Here is a 17,391-nt window from a genome sequence, read left to right as displayed (position 1 = left end):
TGGCTACTTGGCTTCGCGGGTGGCGAGCTGTGCGTCGGACGCGGCGACACCGAAGGCCTGCGGGATCGGCTGGCCCGCCATGTAGAGGCGGTCGGCGATCTTGCGCGGGACCGGGTAGTACTCGAACTCTCCGTAGATCTTTCCGTCGGCCGCCATGGGCTGCGCGACGAAGCGGCACACCGAGGTGATCTTGAAGGGCTCGCGGCCGTGCGAGTCGAGGATGGCGATCTCGGTGATCCGACGGGAACCGTCGCCATGCCTGGTCAGCTGGACGATGACGTCCAGGGCGCTGTTGATCTGGTCCTGGAGTGCCACGAAGGGGACTTCGACCTCGGACATGGACGCCAGGGTCTGCAGTCGCATCAGCGCGTCCTCCGCGCTGTTGGCGTGGACGGTGGCGAGCGAGCCGTCGTGACCGGTTGACATTGCCTGGAGCATGTCAAGCGTTTCGCCGCCTCGGACCTCACCGACGATGATGCGGTCCGGGCGCATACGCAGGGAGTTGCGGACCAGGTCACGGATGGTGATCTCGCCCTTGCCCTCCACGTTCGGAGGGCGGGTCTCCAGCCGGATGACATGCGACTGCTGGAGCTGGAGTTCGGCCGAGTCCTCGATGGTGATGATGCGCTCGCCCTCCGGGATCAGTCCGGAGAGGGCGTTGAGCAAGGTCGTCTTTCCGGTACCGGTGGCCCCCGACACGATGACGTTCAGCTTGGCCTGGATGAGTCCGGAGAGCAGATAGAGCATGTGCTCGTCGAGCGAGCCGAGGCCGATCATCTCGCGGAGGGTGAAGGCGCGGGGGAAGCGCCGGATCGTGAGGGTCGCGCCCGTGAGGGACAGCGGCGGGATGATCACGTTGACACGCTCGCCGCTCGGGAGACGGGCGTCGACCATGGGGTTCGCCTCGTCCACCCGCCGGTTCACCGTGGAGACGATGCGCTCGATGGTCTGCATCAGCTGATCGTTGGAGGCGAACCGCATCGGCAGGAGTTCCACCCGGCCGCCGCGCTCCACGAAGATCTGGTCCGGGCCGTTGACCATGATCTCGGAGACGGAGGCGTCTTCGAGGAGGGGTTCGAGAATGCCGAGGCCCAGAGCCTCGTCGACAACCCGCCGGATGAGCTGGGCGCGTTCGACGGTGGAGAGGACCGGGCCCTCGCGGCTGATGATGTGGCCGAGGACCCGCTCCAGGCGGATCCTGCGTTCGGCGGCCGCGAGCGCGGACATCTCCGCGAGATCGATCTCCTGGAGCAGCTTCGACCGGTAGCTGGCGACGAGATGGCCGTCCTCACGGTTCCCCCCGTTCTCCTCGGGGGCGCCCCTGCGCTCCAGAAGACCCATCTGTCCCAACTCCTTATTCCGTGCTCGGCTGTTCCGTCGATCCGTACGTCGGTCAGTCGCGCGGCATCGTCGCCGACCGCTCGATCGGGGCGAAGTCGATCCACGGGATGATCTTCGGGATCTCCACCCGCGCCGTCGCCTTCGCCGCGTCGTACGAACCGCCCGCCATGGAGATCTGGGTTCCGTCGCGGATCCAGTCACTGACCGCGGCCCTGCCCGCCGCCACCGGGTCGCCCGCGTTGTTGTGCGAGGCGATGCGCGCGGCGGTACGGGACGCCGTGCCGGCCTGCTGGATCGCGTACGCCGCCATGCCCAGCTGGATGACCACGATCCCGATCAGGATCAGGAACGGCAGGAAGCCGATGTACTCGACGGCCGTCTGGCCCCGGTCCCTGCCCCGGACCCTGCCCCTGCCCCTGCCGCGGTCCCTTCCCCGGTCCCGTTCTCGTTCGACGGCTGCGAGCATGGGTCAGCCCTCCTGCGGCGAACTGGCTTCGCCGGTCACGTTGAACGGGAAGTCGATGAAGCCGGGGAACAGCACCGGAACGGACACCTCGACCTTGGCCCGCACCGAGCGGTGCTCCTCGTCCAGGTCGCACTCCGCGTCGGCGAGGGTGAAGTCATGGTCGGCGAGGCCCCTGCGCGCACCCTCGGTGCACGTCGCCGCCCAGCCGTCGCCGGCGCGCATGATGCCCACGTCGTGCGCGGCCACGTCCGCCGAGTTCCCGGCCAGCGTGTAGGCGTAGCCGATGAGCACGGCCTGCCAGAGCATGATGCAGGTGCCGAGAATGATCGGCAGCATGCCGATGAACTCGACCGCCGTCTGACCTCGGTCGTGGTCCCTGCCCAGCCTGGTGAAGTTCCTGAGCCCGGTGAGGTTCCTGAGCCTGGTGAACCTGACGGTTCTCATCCCCCCGTCCCCCTCTTCCCTTCTCTGGATGTGGTGCCGCGCGAACGCCGCCCGAAGGCAACCGAGCCGCGGTCGTTCGCGAGCTTTCCGCCCTTGCCCTCGTTCTCCGCGGCGGTGACCAGGCCGAGTTCGGCGGCCAGACCCCACAGCGCCTGCTTGACCGTGCTCTTGGCCTCCAGGTCCTGCATACGGCCGGAGTCGACCACGCCCTGGAGCTCCTTGAAATTCGCCGGGACGACGACCCGCGCCACGCGGGTTCCGGTGATTCGCTCGATCAGCGGCGGCTGGATCTCGGTATTGCGCGAGTAGCGGTTGACGAGGGTGACCGTCTCCTCCGCCTTACGGATCTGCAGCCGGTCCCAGAGCCGCACCATGCGTTTGGCGCCCCGCACGGACACCACGTCCGGAGTCGTCACCAGGACCGCCGTGTCCGCCATCTCGACGGCCGTGGCGTTGGCGCTGTTCATCAGGGCGCCGCAGTCGATGACCACGACCTGGTACCGCTGGCGCAGCGCACTGACGATCTGGCGGGCCACCCGGTCCGTGACCTCCTCGCCGCGCTCGCCCTCCCCCGGCGCGAGCAGCAGTCCCAACCCGGTCGGGTGGGTGTGGACCGCGTCCTGGAGCACCCGGGGTGAGATGTCCTGGATGGAGGCCAGGTCCACGATGGAGCGGCGGAACTGCACATCCAGATAGGAGGCGATGTCACCGGACTGGAGGTCCAGGTCGACCAGTGCGGTGGTCCGGCCCGACGCGTGGGCCGCCAGGGCCAGTTGGACCGCCACCACCGTCGTACCGACACCGCCCTTGCCGCCGGCGACGGCGACCACGGTGCCGCCGGGGCCGGTGAAGGCGTCGCTGCCCTGGCCCAGATGGCGCCGTACCCCGATGGACCAGTTGGCCGCGGCCTGGACCCGGGTCACCAGGTCCTCGTAACTGAGCGGCAGCCCGATCAGCCCGCGCGCGCCCGAGTCCATGGCGGCGGAGAAGAGCCCGGGACTGGCGTCCGTGGTGATGAGTACGACCCCGACCGCGGGGAAGCGCAGGGCCACCTCGCGGATCAGCTCGAGCGCCGGTACCGGTCCGATCCGCTCGTGCACCAGCACGACCTCGGGCAGCTCGTCGATCGACTCGCCCGCCAGCCGGGCCAGGGTGTCGAGGAGCGTCGTCGAGTCGCCCACCGGGCTCGCGGGCTCGGCGTCGGGCAGCTGGCTGAGCAGCGTGGTGATGGACCGGGCCGCGTCGGCGTCACCGACGGCCGAGAGGATGCGTGTCGTCATACCGCCCTCACTTGTTCTTGTCTTCGCTCAGCTCGTACGTACCCTCGCCCGGGCGCAGCGTGGTCGGGCTGCCGTCGGAGAGCAGGGCCAGACGTACGTGTTCGGCGAAGGACTCGGCGTAGGCGACGCGTTGGGCGTCCGTGGTGTTCAGCGCGAAGGTGATCGGTACGGCGTTGGTGGGCTGACCGCGGTCTTCCTCGTTGGGCTCCAGCGCGGTGAGGCGGCCGACATCGATGACCCGGGCGTTGGCGACGATGATCCGCGACTGGTCCGCCTCCCCTTCCCTGCTGCCGGCGAACGTCGCGAAGATGTTCACCGAGGAACCCGGCCTGATCTTGCCCGCGACCCCCGTCGCCGCGTCGATCATGATGGCGATCTCCTGCTCGTCATTCCCGATCTTCGGCCTGGGGACGACCATGTCGTCCTGGAGCAGGGATCCCTTCTTCAGCTGGTTGACGGCGATCTTGCCCTCCACCACCGACAGGTCCGTGACGGCGTTCTCCGACAGCCAGCGCTTCGGCATCGAGATCTTCTCGAACTGGCCCTTGTCCAGGGACGTATAAGGGGCTACGTCCGACTTGATGCGGTACGCCGTCACCTCAGGACCCACCTTGGAGTTCACGTCACTGATCACGGACAGGACGCCGGCGAACACACCAAAGGCGCAGAGAACTGACAGGAGCAGAAGTATGACGCCACGGCGCTGACGTGAATTCATGAGCGGGAAGACCTCGTTCAGAAGCGTTGACTGAGCGGACAGAGATCGGAACGTGGTGTACGAAGTGCCTGAGCCGCGGCGGCCGGTCCGGACGGGGTGAGCGGTCCGGAGAGCGGTACCGGTCGTCGCCTACGAGCCGTGATGCATGGGGGCTCCCTGGTTCAGGACACCTGGAGCGTCGGTTTGGTTCTCGGCGGGGTGGAGCGGGGCCGAGCAGAACCCACAGCGGTCGCCTATGAGTTCGATACCGCACCACGAGCACGATTCCCGTCGCACGGACGAGACCAGCTGATAGATGACGGAGATGTCCGGCAGGAAGGCGGCGAACTCGACCATCTTGGCGGTGCCCCACCAACGGGGCGACCCGGCCGGCAGGGCCGCCTCCTGCACGCCCTGCACCCGCCAGGCGGGGGCCAGGGTTTCGCTGACCCACTCCGACTGCAACTGCCCCTTGGCGATCAGCAGTTGTGTGCCGAACTCGGGACCGGCGAGCTCTCCGCCGCCGATCTTGACCAACTGCGGTACGGGGTTGGCCAGTACGGCGAACTGGGAGCCGGGAACCCAGGACTTGGCATGTGTCTTGAGGCTGACCGGAACGCGGTCGAGCTTGGTGACGGAGCTGAGCAGCGCTCCGGCGTATATGTAGTGCGAGAGCAGGCGAGCCGCCGAGGCGACGACTCCCGGGCTGAAGTCACAGATGGACAACTGCCGCATCTGGCGCACGAGTACGGCGACGCCCAGGGGCGGCAGGTCGAGTTTCAGCAGTGCGATGCGGTCGCTCTCCATGACGGACCGGATGGTGTGCAGCCGGCGCTGGTGCGCCACCGGGATGCTGGCCGGGTAGAGGGCGACGACATAGCCGTGCTGTTCGAGAAGCACCTGCATGTCCGCGAGCGCGGCCTCCAACGGCTGGGCGTCCGGAGACTGGAGCAGCGCCGCGGTCGGCGTCTGCTGATCCGTCGGTGGTAACACCAGATCAGGGCTGGTGACAGCAATCGCGGTCGGCACGCTGGTTCCCCGTTCAGCTCCGGCCGCCGGAGTCCCGGCGACCGCAGATCTCTCCTGCTCCGTGCACCTGCCCCACGCACTTTATCCACGTCCTACGGTGCAGAGAACACCTTTCAGCTCTCAGTGCAACAGTCCACGCGGGTAGGACGCCACCGAAAACGGGCGAAGCAGTCAGCTGTTTACTCACGTTTCAATTGATGACTCATCGGGCGGGACTCCTGACACAACTATGCCGCTTTGGGTCCGAGTTGGGTCCACGGGCCCACGCGAGGGAGGCCGCCCTGTCCGTACGCTCCCTTCCGATCGAGCGTGCGAGAGGCACGCGGTCACCAAGGGGGACAGCGGATGAGACGGGACCGGGGCACCACAGCCACCGAGTACATCGGCATGGTGGTGGTCGTCGTCGCGATCATCGGAGCGGTGGGCACGACGGGCATCGGTGATGCGCTCGGCCAGAAGATCCGCTGCGTGATCGACGGCGGCCGCTGCGGCTCCGGCGGGACGGGGAACGAGGCCGCCCCCAGAACCGACGCCGACTTCGAGCCGCCCCTCTGCCAGATCTCCTCGATCAGCGACAAGGCCGGCGCCAAGGCGAAGGTCCTCTTCATCGAGTGGGGCGAGGAATACGGCTTCCAGCAGCAGACCTTCAGGGCGAAGACCGACGTCAACAAGGACGGCAAGGTCGACGAGAACGACCAGCAGGTCACGATGACCTTCACCGACGCCGCTTCCGTCGCCGCCAAGAAGGACTGGAAACCGGGCGCGAAGATAGGCAAGTTCGGCGCCGACAAGGTCGAACTCGGGGCCGGGATCAAGGTCACCAACGGCGACACCTGGGTCTTCGACAGCGAGGAGGAGGCCGCGTCCTTCCGTGACGACATCGAGGACCTGAAGACGTACGAGCTGGCCAACCGGCACGCCAACTCGCGGGGCGGCGGCCTCGGCAGCGGCATCCTCTACCTCTTCGGCAAGGGCCCGATGGCCGAGGAGGAGAAGCTGCGCGACCGCATCGAGGACAAGCTCGGCAACCGCCACATCAGCTACGGCAAGGTCGGCCTTGAGGCCAGCGCGGCCGGCGGGCTCAAGCTGTCGGCGGGCGACGAGAAGAAGCTGAGCGCCACGCTCGGCGGCAACTTCAAGTTCTCGCCCGAGGCGACCTGGACCGACAACGACTTCAAGGGCACCAAGGCGTACACGTACAGCGCGGCCATCGAGTACGGCTCGAAGGTCGGCTACGAGGCCGGGCCCCTCAGCGGCGAGTCGTCGGCGTCCACCACCCGGACCGGCACGATCACGGTCACCCACGACAAGAAGACCGGCGAGCTGCTGCGTATCGACATGACCCGTACGGTCGAGACCGGCGCCACGAAGGACGGCGTCAAGGTCGGCGGCGACAACGGCAAGAGCGGCGACGACAAGCGCGGCGGCAGCGGCGGGGTGAAGGGCAGCGACCAGTCCACCGGCATCGAGGTCGTCACCAACTCCGTGGTCATCCCGCCGGGCGCGGCGGGCGACCAGCAGCGCAGGACCGCTCAGGAGTGGCTGGACGGCAGCGGCGACAACGCCGCGCCCTTCACCTACATGTTCGACGACCACGCGCCGACGAAGCGGCCCGGCGCGGACGACCCGTTCGGGCAGCTGCTCTTCGACGAGGGTCTGTCGAGCCGGACGAACTACGCCGGTGCGACGGACGCGGCGGAGTACGGCTTCGAGCTGAACCTGGGACTGAGCCTCGGCTTCTCGGTCTCCACGGAGAAGAAGGAAGAGACCCTCGACAAGGCGCAGTTCCTGGGCGCCCCCCACGGGGACAGCCGCAGCTACGTTCCGTACAGCTACTGTGCGAACTGACCCGGGCGACAGGAGCACACACGCCATGAGCAGCAAGAAGATGACCGGATGGCTGGCCTCGGCCGCCGCCTCCGCAGCCGTCGTGCTGACGGCCGGCTGCGGTGCGGACTCCGCGGGCGGCACGGTGCCCGAGGGCTGGGGCACGCTGAAGACCTCGGTGGTCACGGTCGTGCACCCGCCGGCCTTCACTCCGCAGAGCGCGGACGGGCGCAGTAAGTACAACGCGGCGGCCGCGACCCTCTCCGAGGGCGGCAAGGACATCGGAATGATCACGGTCCAGCTCGATTTCACCAACGCCGACTCGGTGGAGGAGGCGGCGATCGGCGCCGAGGCGGGGATCGCTCTCGGCTCGACGCTCCAGGAGCAGCGGGACATCCAGGTCGCGGGCCCCGACGGCACGGAGGAGGCCCGGCGCATCGACTTCGAGTTCACCGAGAAGGGCTCCCGGATCAAGGGCGTGATCATCGCGGGGCTCGACTCCGCGGAGAAGGCGTACGCGGTACGGGTCGACGCGGCCAAGGGGAAGCTCAGCGACGGCGATCTGAAGAAGATCATCGACTCGATCACGGTGAGGTAGGCGGCCGCGATGGAGATTCCCGGTGGTGACTACGTCTTCTTCGTCGGCATGGTCCTGCTGTTCGGCTGGCTGGCGGTCCACTACGCCCGCCGGCTGGCCGCGGTGGCGCGGGCGCTGCGGGCGGGCGGCCGGGCGCCCGGTGTGTGCGTACGGATCGAGACCGAGCCGTTCAACCGCTCCGACGCCCAGCGCCATGTGTTCACTTTCAGCGCCCAGGACGGACGCAGAATCGAGTTCGAGGACCTGGCCACCCGCGCGGTGCGGGTGGGTTCCGAGGTCACGGTGGCGTACGACCCGGCCGCCCCCGAACGTACGGCGACGGTCGCGGGCCGCGGCAGCTGGTCACCGGTGCTGCCGTACGCGCTGCTGGTGACGGGCTGCGGGCTGGCGGCCGCCGGCTTCGCGGCGGTGTTCGTGTTCACGGTGATCTGATGCGCGCCGACGTGACGCGCGCCGGCCCGACGCACGGCGACCCGACACACTACGACCCGACGCGCGCCGGCCTGACACACAACGATCTGATCGGAGGACAGGGGCAATGACGCGGTACGACTACCCGGGGGCGCCCGCCCAGCGGGACGAGGGGCGCGGGGCGGCGGTGTTCGCGCTCGTGCGCGCCTGGGCGGCCGGCATCGTCATCCTGGTCTTCACGGAGTATCTCCAGGCCACGCTGGTCTACGACTATCTGGCCTCGGACGACAGGTTGGAGACGTTCCTCGGCCGGCTGCTGCTGATCCATCTCCCGAACGCCGTGTGCATCGCGCTCGCGGCCTGGGCCGCCGGCCGCCTGCACCGCGATCCCTTCCGCGACGCCCCGATCCAGCACCTGGCGGCGGCCTTCGCCGTGCCGGTGGCGGCCCAGGCGCTCAACATGTCGCTCCAGTGGGACGGCCTCGCGGCGGAGGGCCTGCTGATGTCGAACGCGGTACTGGTGGTGGGCTGTGTGGCGGGCTACGCGGCGGACCAGCTCCAGGAGGAGTGAGGCGGCGGCGGCGCCTTCTCGTATACGGCCTTGTGCCACAGGTCTTGACAACTCGATTGGTCTGGACCAGTTTTACGCCCGACGGTGGCCACCGTTCCCCCTCTCGAGTACCTCCTTCCCCGAAACCCCAGCGGAGGCAGCAAGTGGAACGTGCACCAGGCGGTAGAAGACGCATAAGGACCTGGATCGGCGGGGCGGTGGCTGTGGTGGCCGCCGGTGCGCTGAGTCTGACCGGGCTGGTCGGGACCGCGCAGGCCGCCGACATCAACGTGGCCAAGAACGCGGGCTTCGAGTCCGGGCTCGGCAGCTGGACCTGTTCCGCCGGCAGCGGCGCCACGGTCGGCTCGCCCGTGCACGGCGGAGCCGCCGCGCTGCGGGCCACGCCCGCCGGCCAGGACAACGCCAAGTGCACGCAGGCCGTGGCCGTGCAGCCGAACTCGACGTACACACTGAGCGCCTGGGTGCAGGGCGGGTACGCGTATCTCGGGGCCGAAGGGACCGGGACGACCGATGTGTCGGCCTGGACGCCGGACAGCTCCGGGTGGAAGCAGCTCACGACCAGCTTCAGGACCGGCGCCTCGACCAGGTCGGTGACCGTCTACACGCACGGGTGGTACGGGCAGAGCGCGTACTACGCCGACGACGTGTCCGTGTTCGGCCCCGACGGCGGTGGCGGCGGTGACCCGCAGCCCCAGGTGCCCGGCACGCCCGCCGGGCTCGCGGTCGGGTCCGTGACCTCCTCGTCCGTCACGCTCAACTGGAGCGCGGTGTCCGGGGCGACCGGGTACAACGTCTACCAGGGCGGCGCGAAGATCCAGTCGGCGAGCGGCGCCTCCACGACCGTGACCGGGCTGGCGGCCAACACCTCGTACCAGTTCCAGGTGAGCGCCACCAACGCGGCCGGCGAGTCCGCGAAGTCCTCGGCGGTGACCGGTAAGACCGCCGAGAGCGGCGGCGGGAACCCGGGCAACCCCGCGGTGCCGAAGCACGCGCTGACCGGCTACTGGCAGAACTTCAACAACGGCGCGGCCGTCCAGAAGCTCCGTGACGTCCAGTCGCAGTACGACATCATCGCCGTGTCCTTCGCCGACGCGACGGCCACGCCCGGCCAGCTCACCTTCAATCTCGACCCGGCCGTCGGTTACGGTTCCGTCGCCGACTTCAAGGCGGACATCGCCGCGAAGAAGACCGCGGGCAAGTCCGTGATCCTCTCGGTCGGCGGCGAGAAGGGCAGCGTCGCGGTCAACAGTGACGCCTCCGCGACCGCCTTCGCCAACAGCGCCTACGCGCTGATGCAGGAGTACGGCTTCAGCGGTGTCGACATCGACCTGGAGAACGGCCTCAACTCCACGTACATGACGAAGGCCCTGCGCCAGCTGTCCGCCAAGGCCGGCGCGGGACTGGTGCTGACGATGGCCCCGCAGACCATCGACATGCAGTCGACGGGCGGCGAGTACTTCAAGACCGCGCTGAACGTCAAGGACATCCTCACCGTCGTCAACATGCAGTACTACAACAGCGGTTCGATGCTCGGCTGCGACGGCAAGGTCTACTCGCAGGGCTCCGTCGACTTCCTCACCGCACTCGCCTGCATCCAGCTCGAAGGCGGCCTCGCCCCCTCGCAGGTCGGCCTCGGAGTGCCCGCCTCCACGCGGGGCGCGGGCAGCGGCTATGTCGATCCGTCCATCGTGAAGAACGCCCTGGACTGCCTCGCCAGGGGCACCAACTGCGGTTCGTTCAAGCCCTCCAAGACCTACCCCGGTATCCGTGGCGCGATGACCTGGTCGACCAACTGGGACGCGACGGCGGGCAACGCCTGGTCCAACGCCGTCGGACCGCACGTCCACGGCCTGCCGTAACAGGCACCCCATACCGGCAGCGCCGCCGCTCCCCCGGCGGCGCTGCCGCGGAACCCGACGCACCGCTGGGGGGGGCGGACAGGCCGTCGCGGGAGCGGATCCACCGGGATCCCGTGCGGGCCCTTGACAAGAACAATGGTCTGGACCAGTTTGGAGGACCAACGGTGGCCACCGTCCCGAAACCCCCTCACACGCCGTGCGTCCACGCAGTGCGTCACTGCGCGGTGCGGCGTGCACACTCCCCCCACGGAGGCCATGCAGTGCAGAGGAACGTACGTCCCCACAGACTGAAAGCCGCTCTGGCCGTCGCGGCCGTCTTCACCGCCGCCGGACTCGCGATACCCGCCGCCCAGGCGGCCGACACGGCGACCGGGCCCGCCCCCACAGCGGCCGCCGCGCCCGCCGCCGTACCCGCTCACGCCGTCACCGGCTACTGGCAGAACTTCAACAACGGCGCGACCGTCCAGACCCTCGGCGAGGTCCAGGACCAGTACGACATCATCGCGGTCGCCTTCGCCGACGCCACCGGCACACCGGGCCAGGTCACCTTCGCTCTCGACTCGGCCGGCCTCGGCGGCTACAGCGTCGACCAGTTCAAGTCCGACGTGGCCGCCAAGCAGGCCGCCGGCAAGTCCGTGATCATCTCCATCGGCGGCGAGAAGGGCACGGTCTCGATCAATGACTCCGCCTCCGCCACCGCCTTCGCCGACTCGGTGTACGCGCTGATGCAGGAGTACGGCTTCGACGGCGTCGACATCGACCTGGAGAACGGCCTCAACTCCACCTATATGACGCAGGCGCTGGAGTCGCTCGCGTCAAAGGCGGGCCCGGGATTCGTCCTCACCATGGCGCCGCAGACCATCGACATGCAGTCGACGGCCGGTGAGTACTTCAAGACCGCGCTGAACGTCAAGGACATCCTCACCGTCGTCAACATGCAGTACTACAACAGCGGTTCGATGCTCGGCTGTGACGGTCAGGTCTACTCGCAGGGCTCGGTCGACTTCCTCACCGCGCTCGCCTGTATCCAGCTGGAGGGCGGCCTCGACCCGTCGCAGGTCGGCATCGGGGTACCGGCCTCGCCGAGCGGCGCGGGCAGCGGTTATGTGGCGCCCTCGGTCGTGAACAACGCCCTGGACTGTCTGACGCGGGGCACGAACTGCGGTGCGTTCAAGCCCGCCAAGACCTACCCGGGCCTGCGGGGCGCGATGACCTGGTCGACCAACTGGGACGCGGCCGCGGGCAACGCCTGGTCCGACGCCGTGGGCGCGCACGTCCACGGCCTTCCGTAGCCGCCCGCACCGCAGCAACCGCCCCGCACCGCACGAACGCACCAGACCCGACCGGCCCCCGGACAGCGGCCGGTCGCACAAGCCCCCCACAGGGCCGGCAGCGCCGTCGAAACCCCACCCGACGGCGCTGCCGTGTGTCTGCCCGAGCTTCTTCCTCTACCAGGGGATGTCGCGTACCTGCTGGACACACAGCACCACGAACAGCAGTCCCGCCGCCGTGAGCATCACATTGCTCAGGATGCCGTTGCGCCATTCGGCGGGCGTGCGGGAGGAGTTGAGCAGCCAGACCAGGGTGAGCGCCAGGAACGGCATGAAGAAGGCGCCCAGCACGCCGTAGACCACGACCAGACCGAAGGGCTGGTCGAGGAAGAGCAGCGAGATCGGGGGGAAGGTCAGCCAGAGCAGATACGCGCGGAACGGCACCGAGCGCTCCCGCTCGCCGGCCGCGACCTCCTTCGCCGCCCCGGTGCCCTCGCCCACCGCCAGCCCCACGCGCTCCTTGCGGATCTGCTCCACGAAGTCCGCGAACATCAGGCTCACGCCGTGCCAGACGCCGATCAGCGACGAGAAGGACGTGGCGAAGAAGCCGACGAGGAAGAGCTTCGCGGTGGCCGGGCCGAAGCGGTCCTCCAGGATGGTGCCGAGGTCGATCAGGCCGCGGTCGCCGGTGGTGAGGGCGACATGAGAGCTGTGCAGCAGCTCCGCGCCGATGATCAGCATGGCGACGACGAAGAGGCCGGTGGTGATGTACGCGACCCGGTTGTCCAGGCGCATCACCTTCATCCAGCCGGAGTTGGTCCAGCCCTTGGCGTTGACCCAGTACCCGTACGCCGCCATGGTGATCGTGCCGCCCACGCCGCCGATCAGACCGAGCGTGTAGAGCAGTGAGCCGTCCGGCAGGACCGGGGCGAGACCCGCGAAGGCGGCGCCGAGGTCAGGGGCGACCCGGATCGCGACATACACGACCACCACGAACATCACGCCGATCAGGACCGTCATGACCTTCTCGAAGACGGCGTACTGGTTGAACCAGACGAAGACCAGACCGATGAGACCGGTGATGACCGCCCAGGTCTTGAGGCCGGGGCCGTCCGGGAACAGCGCGACGATCGGCAGGGCGCTGGAGGACATGGCCGTGGCGCCGTAGACGAAGCCCCAGACGAGGACGTACACCGCGAAGTACCCGGTGGTCCACCGGCCGACGCTGCGCCAGCCCTCGAAGAGGGTGCGTCCGGTGGCGAGATGCCAGCGGCCCGCCGCCTCGGCGAGGGAGATCTTGACGACACAGCCGATGACCGCTGCCCACATCAGGGTGTAGCCGAACTTGCTGCCGGCGATGAGCGTCGCGACCAGATCGCCCGCGCCGACGCCGGTCGCCGCGACGACGATGCCCGGGCCGATATAGGTCCAACTCGACTTGCGTGGACGGGAGACGGCCTCGTCCATGCCGGTGTCCGTGGTTCCTGCCATGCGTTTCTTCGCCTCCCGCTCGTCCCCGTACGTGACTCACGTCACCAAATCCCGGTGTCAGTGATCGCGCAAGAGGGCCGTCAGTGAGGGTTCGGTGGCGGGGCCGGGGTGGCTACCGCCCGCTGCGCGCGAGGTACATGGCGAGGACGGGGCCGAGCTGCGCCAGCCACTGCTGAAGCTTCGAGCGGCTACGGGCGTTCACCACGCACTCGTAGAACCTGCCGTCGGGGAGCACCACGGCCACCATGAGGGCATAGCCGTGGTTGCCCGCCTTGTGGTGGACGGTATGAATCTGATGCCAGGCGAATTCAGCGGTCGCGCCGTTGGCCTCGAAAGACACACCGGCGGCGTCGACCACCACGGCGTTGCGGCGGTCGGTCGCGAGGAAGTCGGGCCCGGCGGGCGGCTGCGGGGCGCCGTACTGCGGTTGCGGCGGGCCGTACCCCGGATAGGACTGCTGCTGCGGGGCGGCGTACGCGGGGTGAGGCTGCGGAGCGGCGTACCCGGGATGCGGCTGCTGCGGCGCGTAGGCCGCGGGCGGCGGGCCGAAGCCCGGCTGAGGGGGCGGGGCCGGTATGTCGCTGTCCCGTCCGCCGTTCCGGTCCATGTGCACCATGTGCGGCCTCCCCGGCCCTCGCTCGCCACCTGTCGGCGCTTTCGCCGACCAGTATGGACGAGGCGCACCCCCGTGACCGGCCTGTGCCATGACCGCGCGGCGCCGCCGCCTTCCCGGCGGCGCCGCTGTCCGTGTCCGGGCTGCGGGCCGTTACGGCTTGGGCAGGGTGCAGCCCGCGCGGGACAGGTCGATCTGGTTGCCCGCGGCGACGCACGCCACGATCCCGTAGGTCTCCTGGGCGTAGTTGATGCCCTGGCGCACGGTGACATTGCCGTTCTGGTCGACCTCGCACGGGTTGTTGTCCGTGCAGCGCCCGCCGCTCTCGTTACCGGTGTTGTTGACGGCGACGACCTTGCCGGTGGCGTTGTCGATCACCGGCGAGCCCGAGGTCCCGCCGATCGTGTTGCAGGAGGAGGTGTAGCGGACCGAGTCCTTCCAGGTCCACGCGCCCTCCTTCAACTGGTAGGCGAAACCATCGATGTTGCAGCTGTAGATGCGCTTCCAGTAGCCGGAGACCACCTTGATGGCGGTGCCCTGCACCGGGCGGGCGGCGTTGAGCTCCAGCGCCGCTATCCCGTACGTGCTCTGGATCTGGGCGTAGGTGGTGGTGAGCTGGTAGAGCGAGACGTCGGTGTCGGTCATCGTCCCGTACGCGACCTTGCTCGCGCGCAGGGTTCCGACGCCGGTGCCCGCCGAGTTCAGCAGGGTGAAGGTGCGGGAGGACGGCTTGTTGACGATGACCTCGCCGGCCGCGGGGAAGCCGCTCTCCAGGCAGTGGCCGTTGGAGAGGACCAGCGCGGGGTCGCTCGGCTGCGACGCCGGCGTACGGACGACAGAGCCGGAACAGTTGCTGAGCGCCACCGTCCCGGCGAAGTCGACCGCCTTGACCTTGACTTGGGGGGCTCTCTCGGCCGTGGTGGTGAGCGCCGGCGCGCCCGCGTCGTGGCTGGTCGCCACCGCGGGTGCCGCCCCCGCTCCGAGGAGCAGGACGGCGAGAAGCGCACCAAGGAGAGGCTTCTTCATGTGGGGGATCCCCTCTGTGAACGAAGTACCTTCGTTTTTGTCATGCGCATTGTTGACGCATGCGGGGCGGCGGGCAACCATGCCTCGTGAATTCCGGATCCGCGGCGGGAACGGGGCGGCGGCGCCGAGCGTGTTATCCATCGCGCGGCGAACACGGCGGGACCGTGGGAAGCTCAGGGCACCAGGGGACCGCGGCGCGACGTCGGGAGACACGTCGGGGCAGCGGGGGGCAGGGGCACAGCGGGGGGAGCTGGGGCATGTCCGGGGTAAAGATCATGCGGCTGGGCGAGGACGATCCGGCGACGCTGGGGTCGTACCGCATCATCGGCAGGCTCGGTTCGGGCGGAATGGGCCGGATCTATCTGGCGCGCTCCGCCGACCGGCGGCTGGTGGCGGTCAAGACCCTGCTCGCCGAAGGGCTCGTCAGTGACACCGACCGCCGGCGGTTCGCCCGCGAAGTGGCGCTGGCCCAGCGGGTGGACAGCGGCTACACGGCGCGGGTGCTGGACGCCGACGCCGAAGCGGCCCGCCCGTGGATGGCGATCGAATACATCGCCGCGCCGTCCCTCGACGAACTGGTGCGGACGGCCGGTCACCCGCCCGCCTCGGCGGTGCGGTGGGTGGGCGCGGGGGTGGCGGCGGCCCTGGTCGCCCTGCACGGCCAGGGCATCGTCCACCGTGACATCAAGCCGCCGAACGTACTGCTCCCGCTGAACGGCCCGCGCGTCATCGACTTCGGGATCTCGCACGCCAGCGACCTCACCCGCACCAGCCTCACCCTCGGCACGATCGCCTTCACCTCCCCCGAGCAGGCCAGGGGCGAGCCGTCCACGGCTGCCTCCGACATCTACTCGCTGGGCGCGACCCTCTTCCATCTGGCGGTCGGCCGGCCGCCGTACGCCCCGGACGGCGACACCCTGGGGCTGCTGGCCCGGGTGTCGCGGAGCGAGCTGGACCTGAGCGGGCTGCCGCGCGAGCTGAACCAGCTGATCCGCTCCTGCCTGGCGGCGGACCCGGCCGGCAGGCCCCAACCCGCCGACGTACTGGCCCAGTTCAAGTCGGGCCTCGTCGGCCTTCCGGTGTCGGAGAGCGGCAGCAGATGGCTGCCACCGCGCTGGACGGCGCTGATCGAGGCGTACGACCGGCAGGGGCGGACGCTACGGGAGGGCCCGGAGCCGGGCGCCGGCGCGGAGGGCGCGCACGCGGACGACCCGGCCGCGGACGACCGTACGCGCGGGGTACGGGGCCCCGGACCGACCCGGCAGTACACCCGGGCCGCCGGACAGGAAGAGGAGGAAGAGAAACAGCGACGGGAGAAGGAGCGCGCCGCCCGGGAGCAGGAGCGGGCCGCCCGCGAGCACGACCGGGCGGAACGGGAACGTGCCGAGCGGCGGGCCGAGCGGGAGCGGCGTGCGCGCGAGCGGGCCGAGGCGCGGGCCGAACAGGAAAGCGCCGCGCGGAAACGAGCCGAGCGGGAGGGGCAGGCGCGGCCCGGTCCCGCCGCCGCTGCCGGTCCAGCCGCCGGTTCTTCCAGCGGTTCGTCCGCCGGGCGGACCGCCGGTTCTGCCAGCGGTTCGACCACCGGTTCTTCCACCGGGCGGACCGCCTCCGCCAACCCCAGCCCGACGACGCCCGCGGCCACCGCCGAGAAGTCGTCCTCGGGCTGGGGTTGGCTCCTCATCGGCGTGGCCGTCCTCATGTTCATCTGGCAGCCCTGGGACGCCGACGACTCCACCAGCGGCTCGTCGAGCAGCGGGGGTTCCTCCTACAGCTCCTACACCGATCCCGCCCCCACACCGGCCGCACCCACCCCGAACGAGACGGACCTCGCCTTCCTGGCCGTGGACACCGGAGACTGTCTCAGCTCGCACGACGACGGACGCCTGGGCTGGAACGACCCCGCACCGGAACGCGTCGACTGCGACGCCGCCGACGCCTACAACCGCGTCGCGTTCGCCACCTCGGACTCCGACTGGGAGTGCGATACGGACGCCGACGAGGAGATGTGGAGCAACGTGGGCGACGACAGCGTCGTCACCACGCTCTGCCTCACCCGCCGGTACGAGGTCGGCCAGTGCTTCATCGCCAAGGCCGACAGCGACGGGGCCGGCGACGGCAATCTCCGGACCGTATGGAGCTGCGGCGCCGACACCGTCCCCGAGGGATATTCCTACGTCATGCAGATCACGGGCTACCACACCATGCCGTCGGACGAGAGCGATGTCTCCTGCCGCCGGTACCAGAACGACACCACCCGCTACTCCTGGTACGAGGTCGACGACGGCAAGAACTACGTCTGCTCGAAGATCGTCGACTAAATGATCGGACTCAGCGCCGCGGCGACCACAAAACCGGCCACCGACAGGACCGTCTCCAGCACCGTCCAGGACTTCAGGGTGTCGCGCTCGGAGATCCCGAAGCGGGGGGATCGCGGCACGGCACTCCGCGGGGCGGTTGCCGTGCCGGA

17 protein-coding genes are annotated in these 17,391 nt (G+C 69.3%); 7 read left to right on the top strand and 10 right to left on the bottom strand.

Going from position 1 to position 17,391, the window contains the following annotated elements:
* Nucleotides 1-3: 3 nt before the first annotated feature.
* The 6 genes from ACZ6MZ_RS21890 to ACZ6MZ_RS21865 all read right to left on the bottom strand — a co-directional run bounded on the left by ACZ6MZ_RS21890 (nt 4) and on the right by ACZ6MZ_RS21865 (nt 5,257).
* On the bottom strand, nt 4-1,341 hold the full coding sequence (locus ACZ6MZ_RS21890) for a CpaF family protein (protein WP_384181028.1): 1,338 nt from the start codon (nt 1,339-1,341) through the stop codon (nt 4-6).
* 52 nt (nt 1,342-1,393) lie between these two features.
* A complete protein-coding gene (locus ACZ6MZ_RS21885) occupies nt 1,394-1,807 on the bottom strand; it encodes a TadE family protein (protein ID WP_469353696.1) in 414 nt (137 codons plus the stop codon).
* A 3-nt stretch (nt 1,808-1,810) separates the two neighbouring features.
* Nucleotides 1,811-2,251, bottom strand: a complete 441-nt coding sequence (locus tag ACZ6MZ_RS21880) for a TadE/TadG family type IV pilus assembly protein (protein ID WP_469353695.1) — start codon at nt 2,249-2,251, stop codon at nt 1,811-1,813.
* Nucleotides 2,248-3,531 carry a CpaE/TadZ family protein gene (locus ACZ6MZ_RS21875; RefSeq protein WP_389678694.1) on the bottom strand — a complete coding sequence of 428 codons (1,284 nt, stop codon included), beginning with the start codon at nt 3,529-3,531 and terminating at the stop codon, nt 2,248-2,250. The genes ACZ6MZ_RS21880 and ACZ6MZ_RS21875 overlap by 4 nt, the downstream gene beginning before the upstream one ends.
* Nucleotides 3,532-3,538: 7 nt before the next feature.
* A complete protein-coding gene (gene cpaB / locus ACZ6MZ_RS21870) occupies nt 3,539-4,249 on the bottom strand; it encodes a Flp pilus assembly protein CpaB (RefSeq protein ID WP_384181021.1) in 711 nt (236 codons plus the stop codon).
* Between the two features lie 129 nt (nt 4,250-4,378).
* Nucleotides 4,379-5,257: a hypothetical protein gene (locus ACZ6MZ_RS21865; RefSeq protein WP_389788977.1), complete on the bottom strand. Its 879-nt coding sequence runs from the start codon at nt 5,255-5,257 to the stop codon at nt 4,379-4,381.
* Between the two features lie 345 nt (nt 5,258-5,602).
* Here ACZ6MZ_RS21865 and ACZ6MZ_RS21860 point away from each other — a divergent pair, with 345 nt between their 5' ends.
* The 6 genes from ACZ6MZ_RS21860 to ACZ6MZ_RS21835 all read left to right on the top strand — a co-directional run bounded on the left by ACZ6MZ_RS21860 (nt 5,603) and on the right by ACZ6MZ_RS21835 (nt 11,815).
* Nucleotides 5,603-7,105 (top strand): hypothetical protein, encoded by a 1,503-nt coding sequence (locus ACZ6MZ_RS21860; RefSeq protein ID WP_469353693.1) that lies wholly within the window; start codon nt 5,603-5,605, stop codon nt 7,103-7,105.
* 25 nt (nt 7,106-7,130) lie between these two features.
* Nucleotides 7,131-7,682: a hypothetical protein gene (locus tag ACZ6MZ_RS21855; protein WP_469353692.1), complete on the top strand. Its 552-nt coding sequence runs from the start codon at nt 7,131-7,133 to the stop codon at nt 7,680-7,682.
* A gap of 9 nt (nt 7,683-7,691) precedes the next feature.
* Nucleotides 7,692-8,114, top strand: coding sequence for a DUF3592 domain-containing protein (locus ACZ6MZ_RS21850; protein ID WP_469353690.1), 423 nt, complete (start codon nt 7,692-7,694; stop codon nt 8,112-8,114).
* Nucleotides 8,115-8,220: 106 nt separating this feature from the next.
* On the top strand, nt 8,221-8,664 hold the full coding sequence (locus tag ACZ6MZ_RS21845; RefSeq protein WP_469353689.1) for a hypothetical protein: 444 nt from the start codon (nt 8,221-8,223) through the stop codon (nt 8,662-8,664).
* Between the two features lie 143 nt (nt 8,665-8,807).
* Nucleotides 8,808-10,523: a chitinase gene (locus ACZ6MZ_RS21840; protein WP_469353688.1), complete on the top strand. Its 1,716-nt coding sequence runs from the start codon at nt 8,808-8,810 to the stop codon at nt 10,521-10,523.
* Nucleotides 10,524-10,783: 260 nt separating this feature from the next.
* Nucleotides 10,784-11,815, top strand: a complete 1,032-nt coding sequence (locus ACZ6MZ_RS21835; RefSeq protein WP_469353686.1) for a chitinase — start codon at nt 10,784-10,786, stop codon at nt 11,813-11,815.
* Nucleotides 11,816-11,971: 156 nt separating this feature from the next.
* On the opposite strand, the gene ACZ6MZ_RS21830 is transcribed toward ACZ6MZ_RS21835, so the two are convergent.
* From ACZ6MZ_RS21830 to ACZ6MZ_RS21820, 3 genes are all read right to left on the bottom strand, one after another.
* Nucleotides 11,972-13,285: an Nramp family divalent metal transporter gene (locus tag ACZ6MZ_RS21830; protein ID WP_469353684.1), complete on the bottom strand. Its 1,314-nt coding sequence runs from the start codon at nt 13,283-13,285 to the stop codon at nt 11,972-11,974.
* Between the two features lie 112 nt (nt 13,286-13,397).
* A complete protein-coding gene (locus ACZ6MZ_RS21825) occupies nt 13,398-13,901 on the bottom strand; it encodes a hypothetical protein (protein WP_469353682.1) in 504 nt (167 codons plus the stop codon).
* A gap of 150 nt (nt 13,902-14,051) precedes the next feature.
* Nucleotides 14,052-14,924: a trypsin-like serine peptidase gene (locus tag ACZ6MZ_RS21820; protein WP_386878453.1), complete on the bottom strand. Its 873-nt coding sequence runs from the start codon at nt 14,922-14,924 to the stop codon at nt 14,052-14,054.
* 257 nt (nt 14,925-15,181) lie between these two features.
* On the opposite strand from ACZ6MZ_RS21820, the gene ACZ6MZ_RS21815 reads away from it, so the two are divergent.
* Nucleotides 15,182-17,242, top strand: coding sequence for a serine/threonine-protein kinase (locus ACZ6MZ_RS21815; RefSeq protein ID WP_469353680.1), 2,061 nt, complete (start codon nt 15,182-15,184; stop codon nt 17,240-17,242).
* Here ACZ6MZ_RS21815 and ACZ6MZ_RS21810 read toward each other — a convergent pair.
* Nucleotides 17,239-17,361 (bottom strand): hypothetical protein, encoded by a 123-nt coding sequence (locus ACZ6MZ_RS21810; RefSeq protein WP_389789045.1) that lies wholly within the window; start codon nt 17,359-17,361, stop codon nt 17,239-17,241. The genes ACZ6MZ_RS21815 and ACZ6MZ_RS21810 overlap by 4 nt on opposite strands.
* Nucleotides 17,362-17,391: the final 30 nt, after the last annotated feature.

The organism is Streptomyces sp. NPDC042201 (assembly GCF_055582185.1).
Note: the sequence above shows the minus strand (reverse complement) of the source record. Positions and strands in the feature narration are given on the sequence as shown.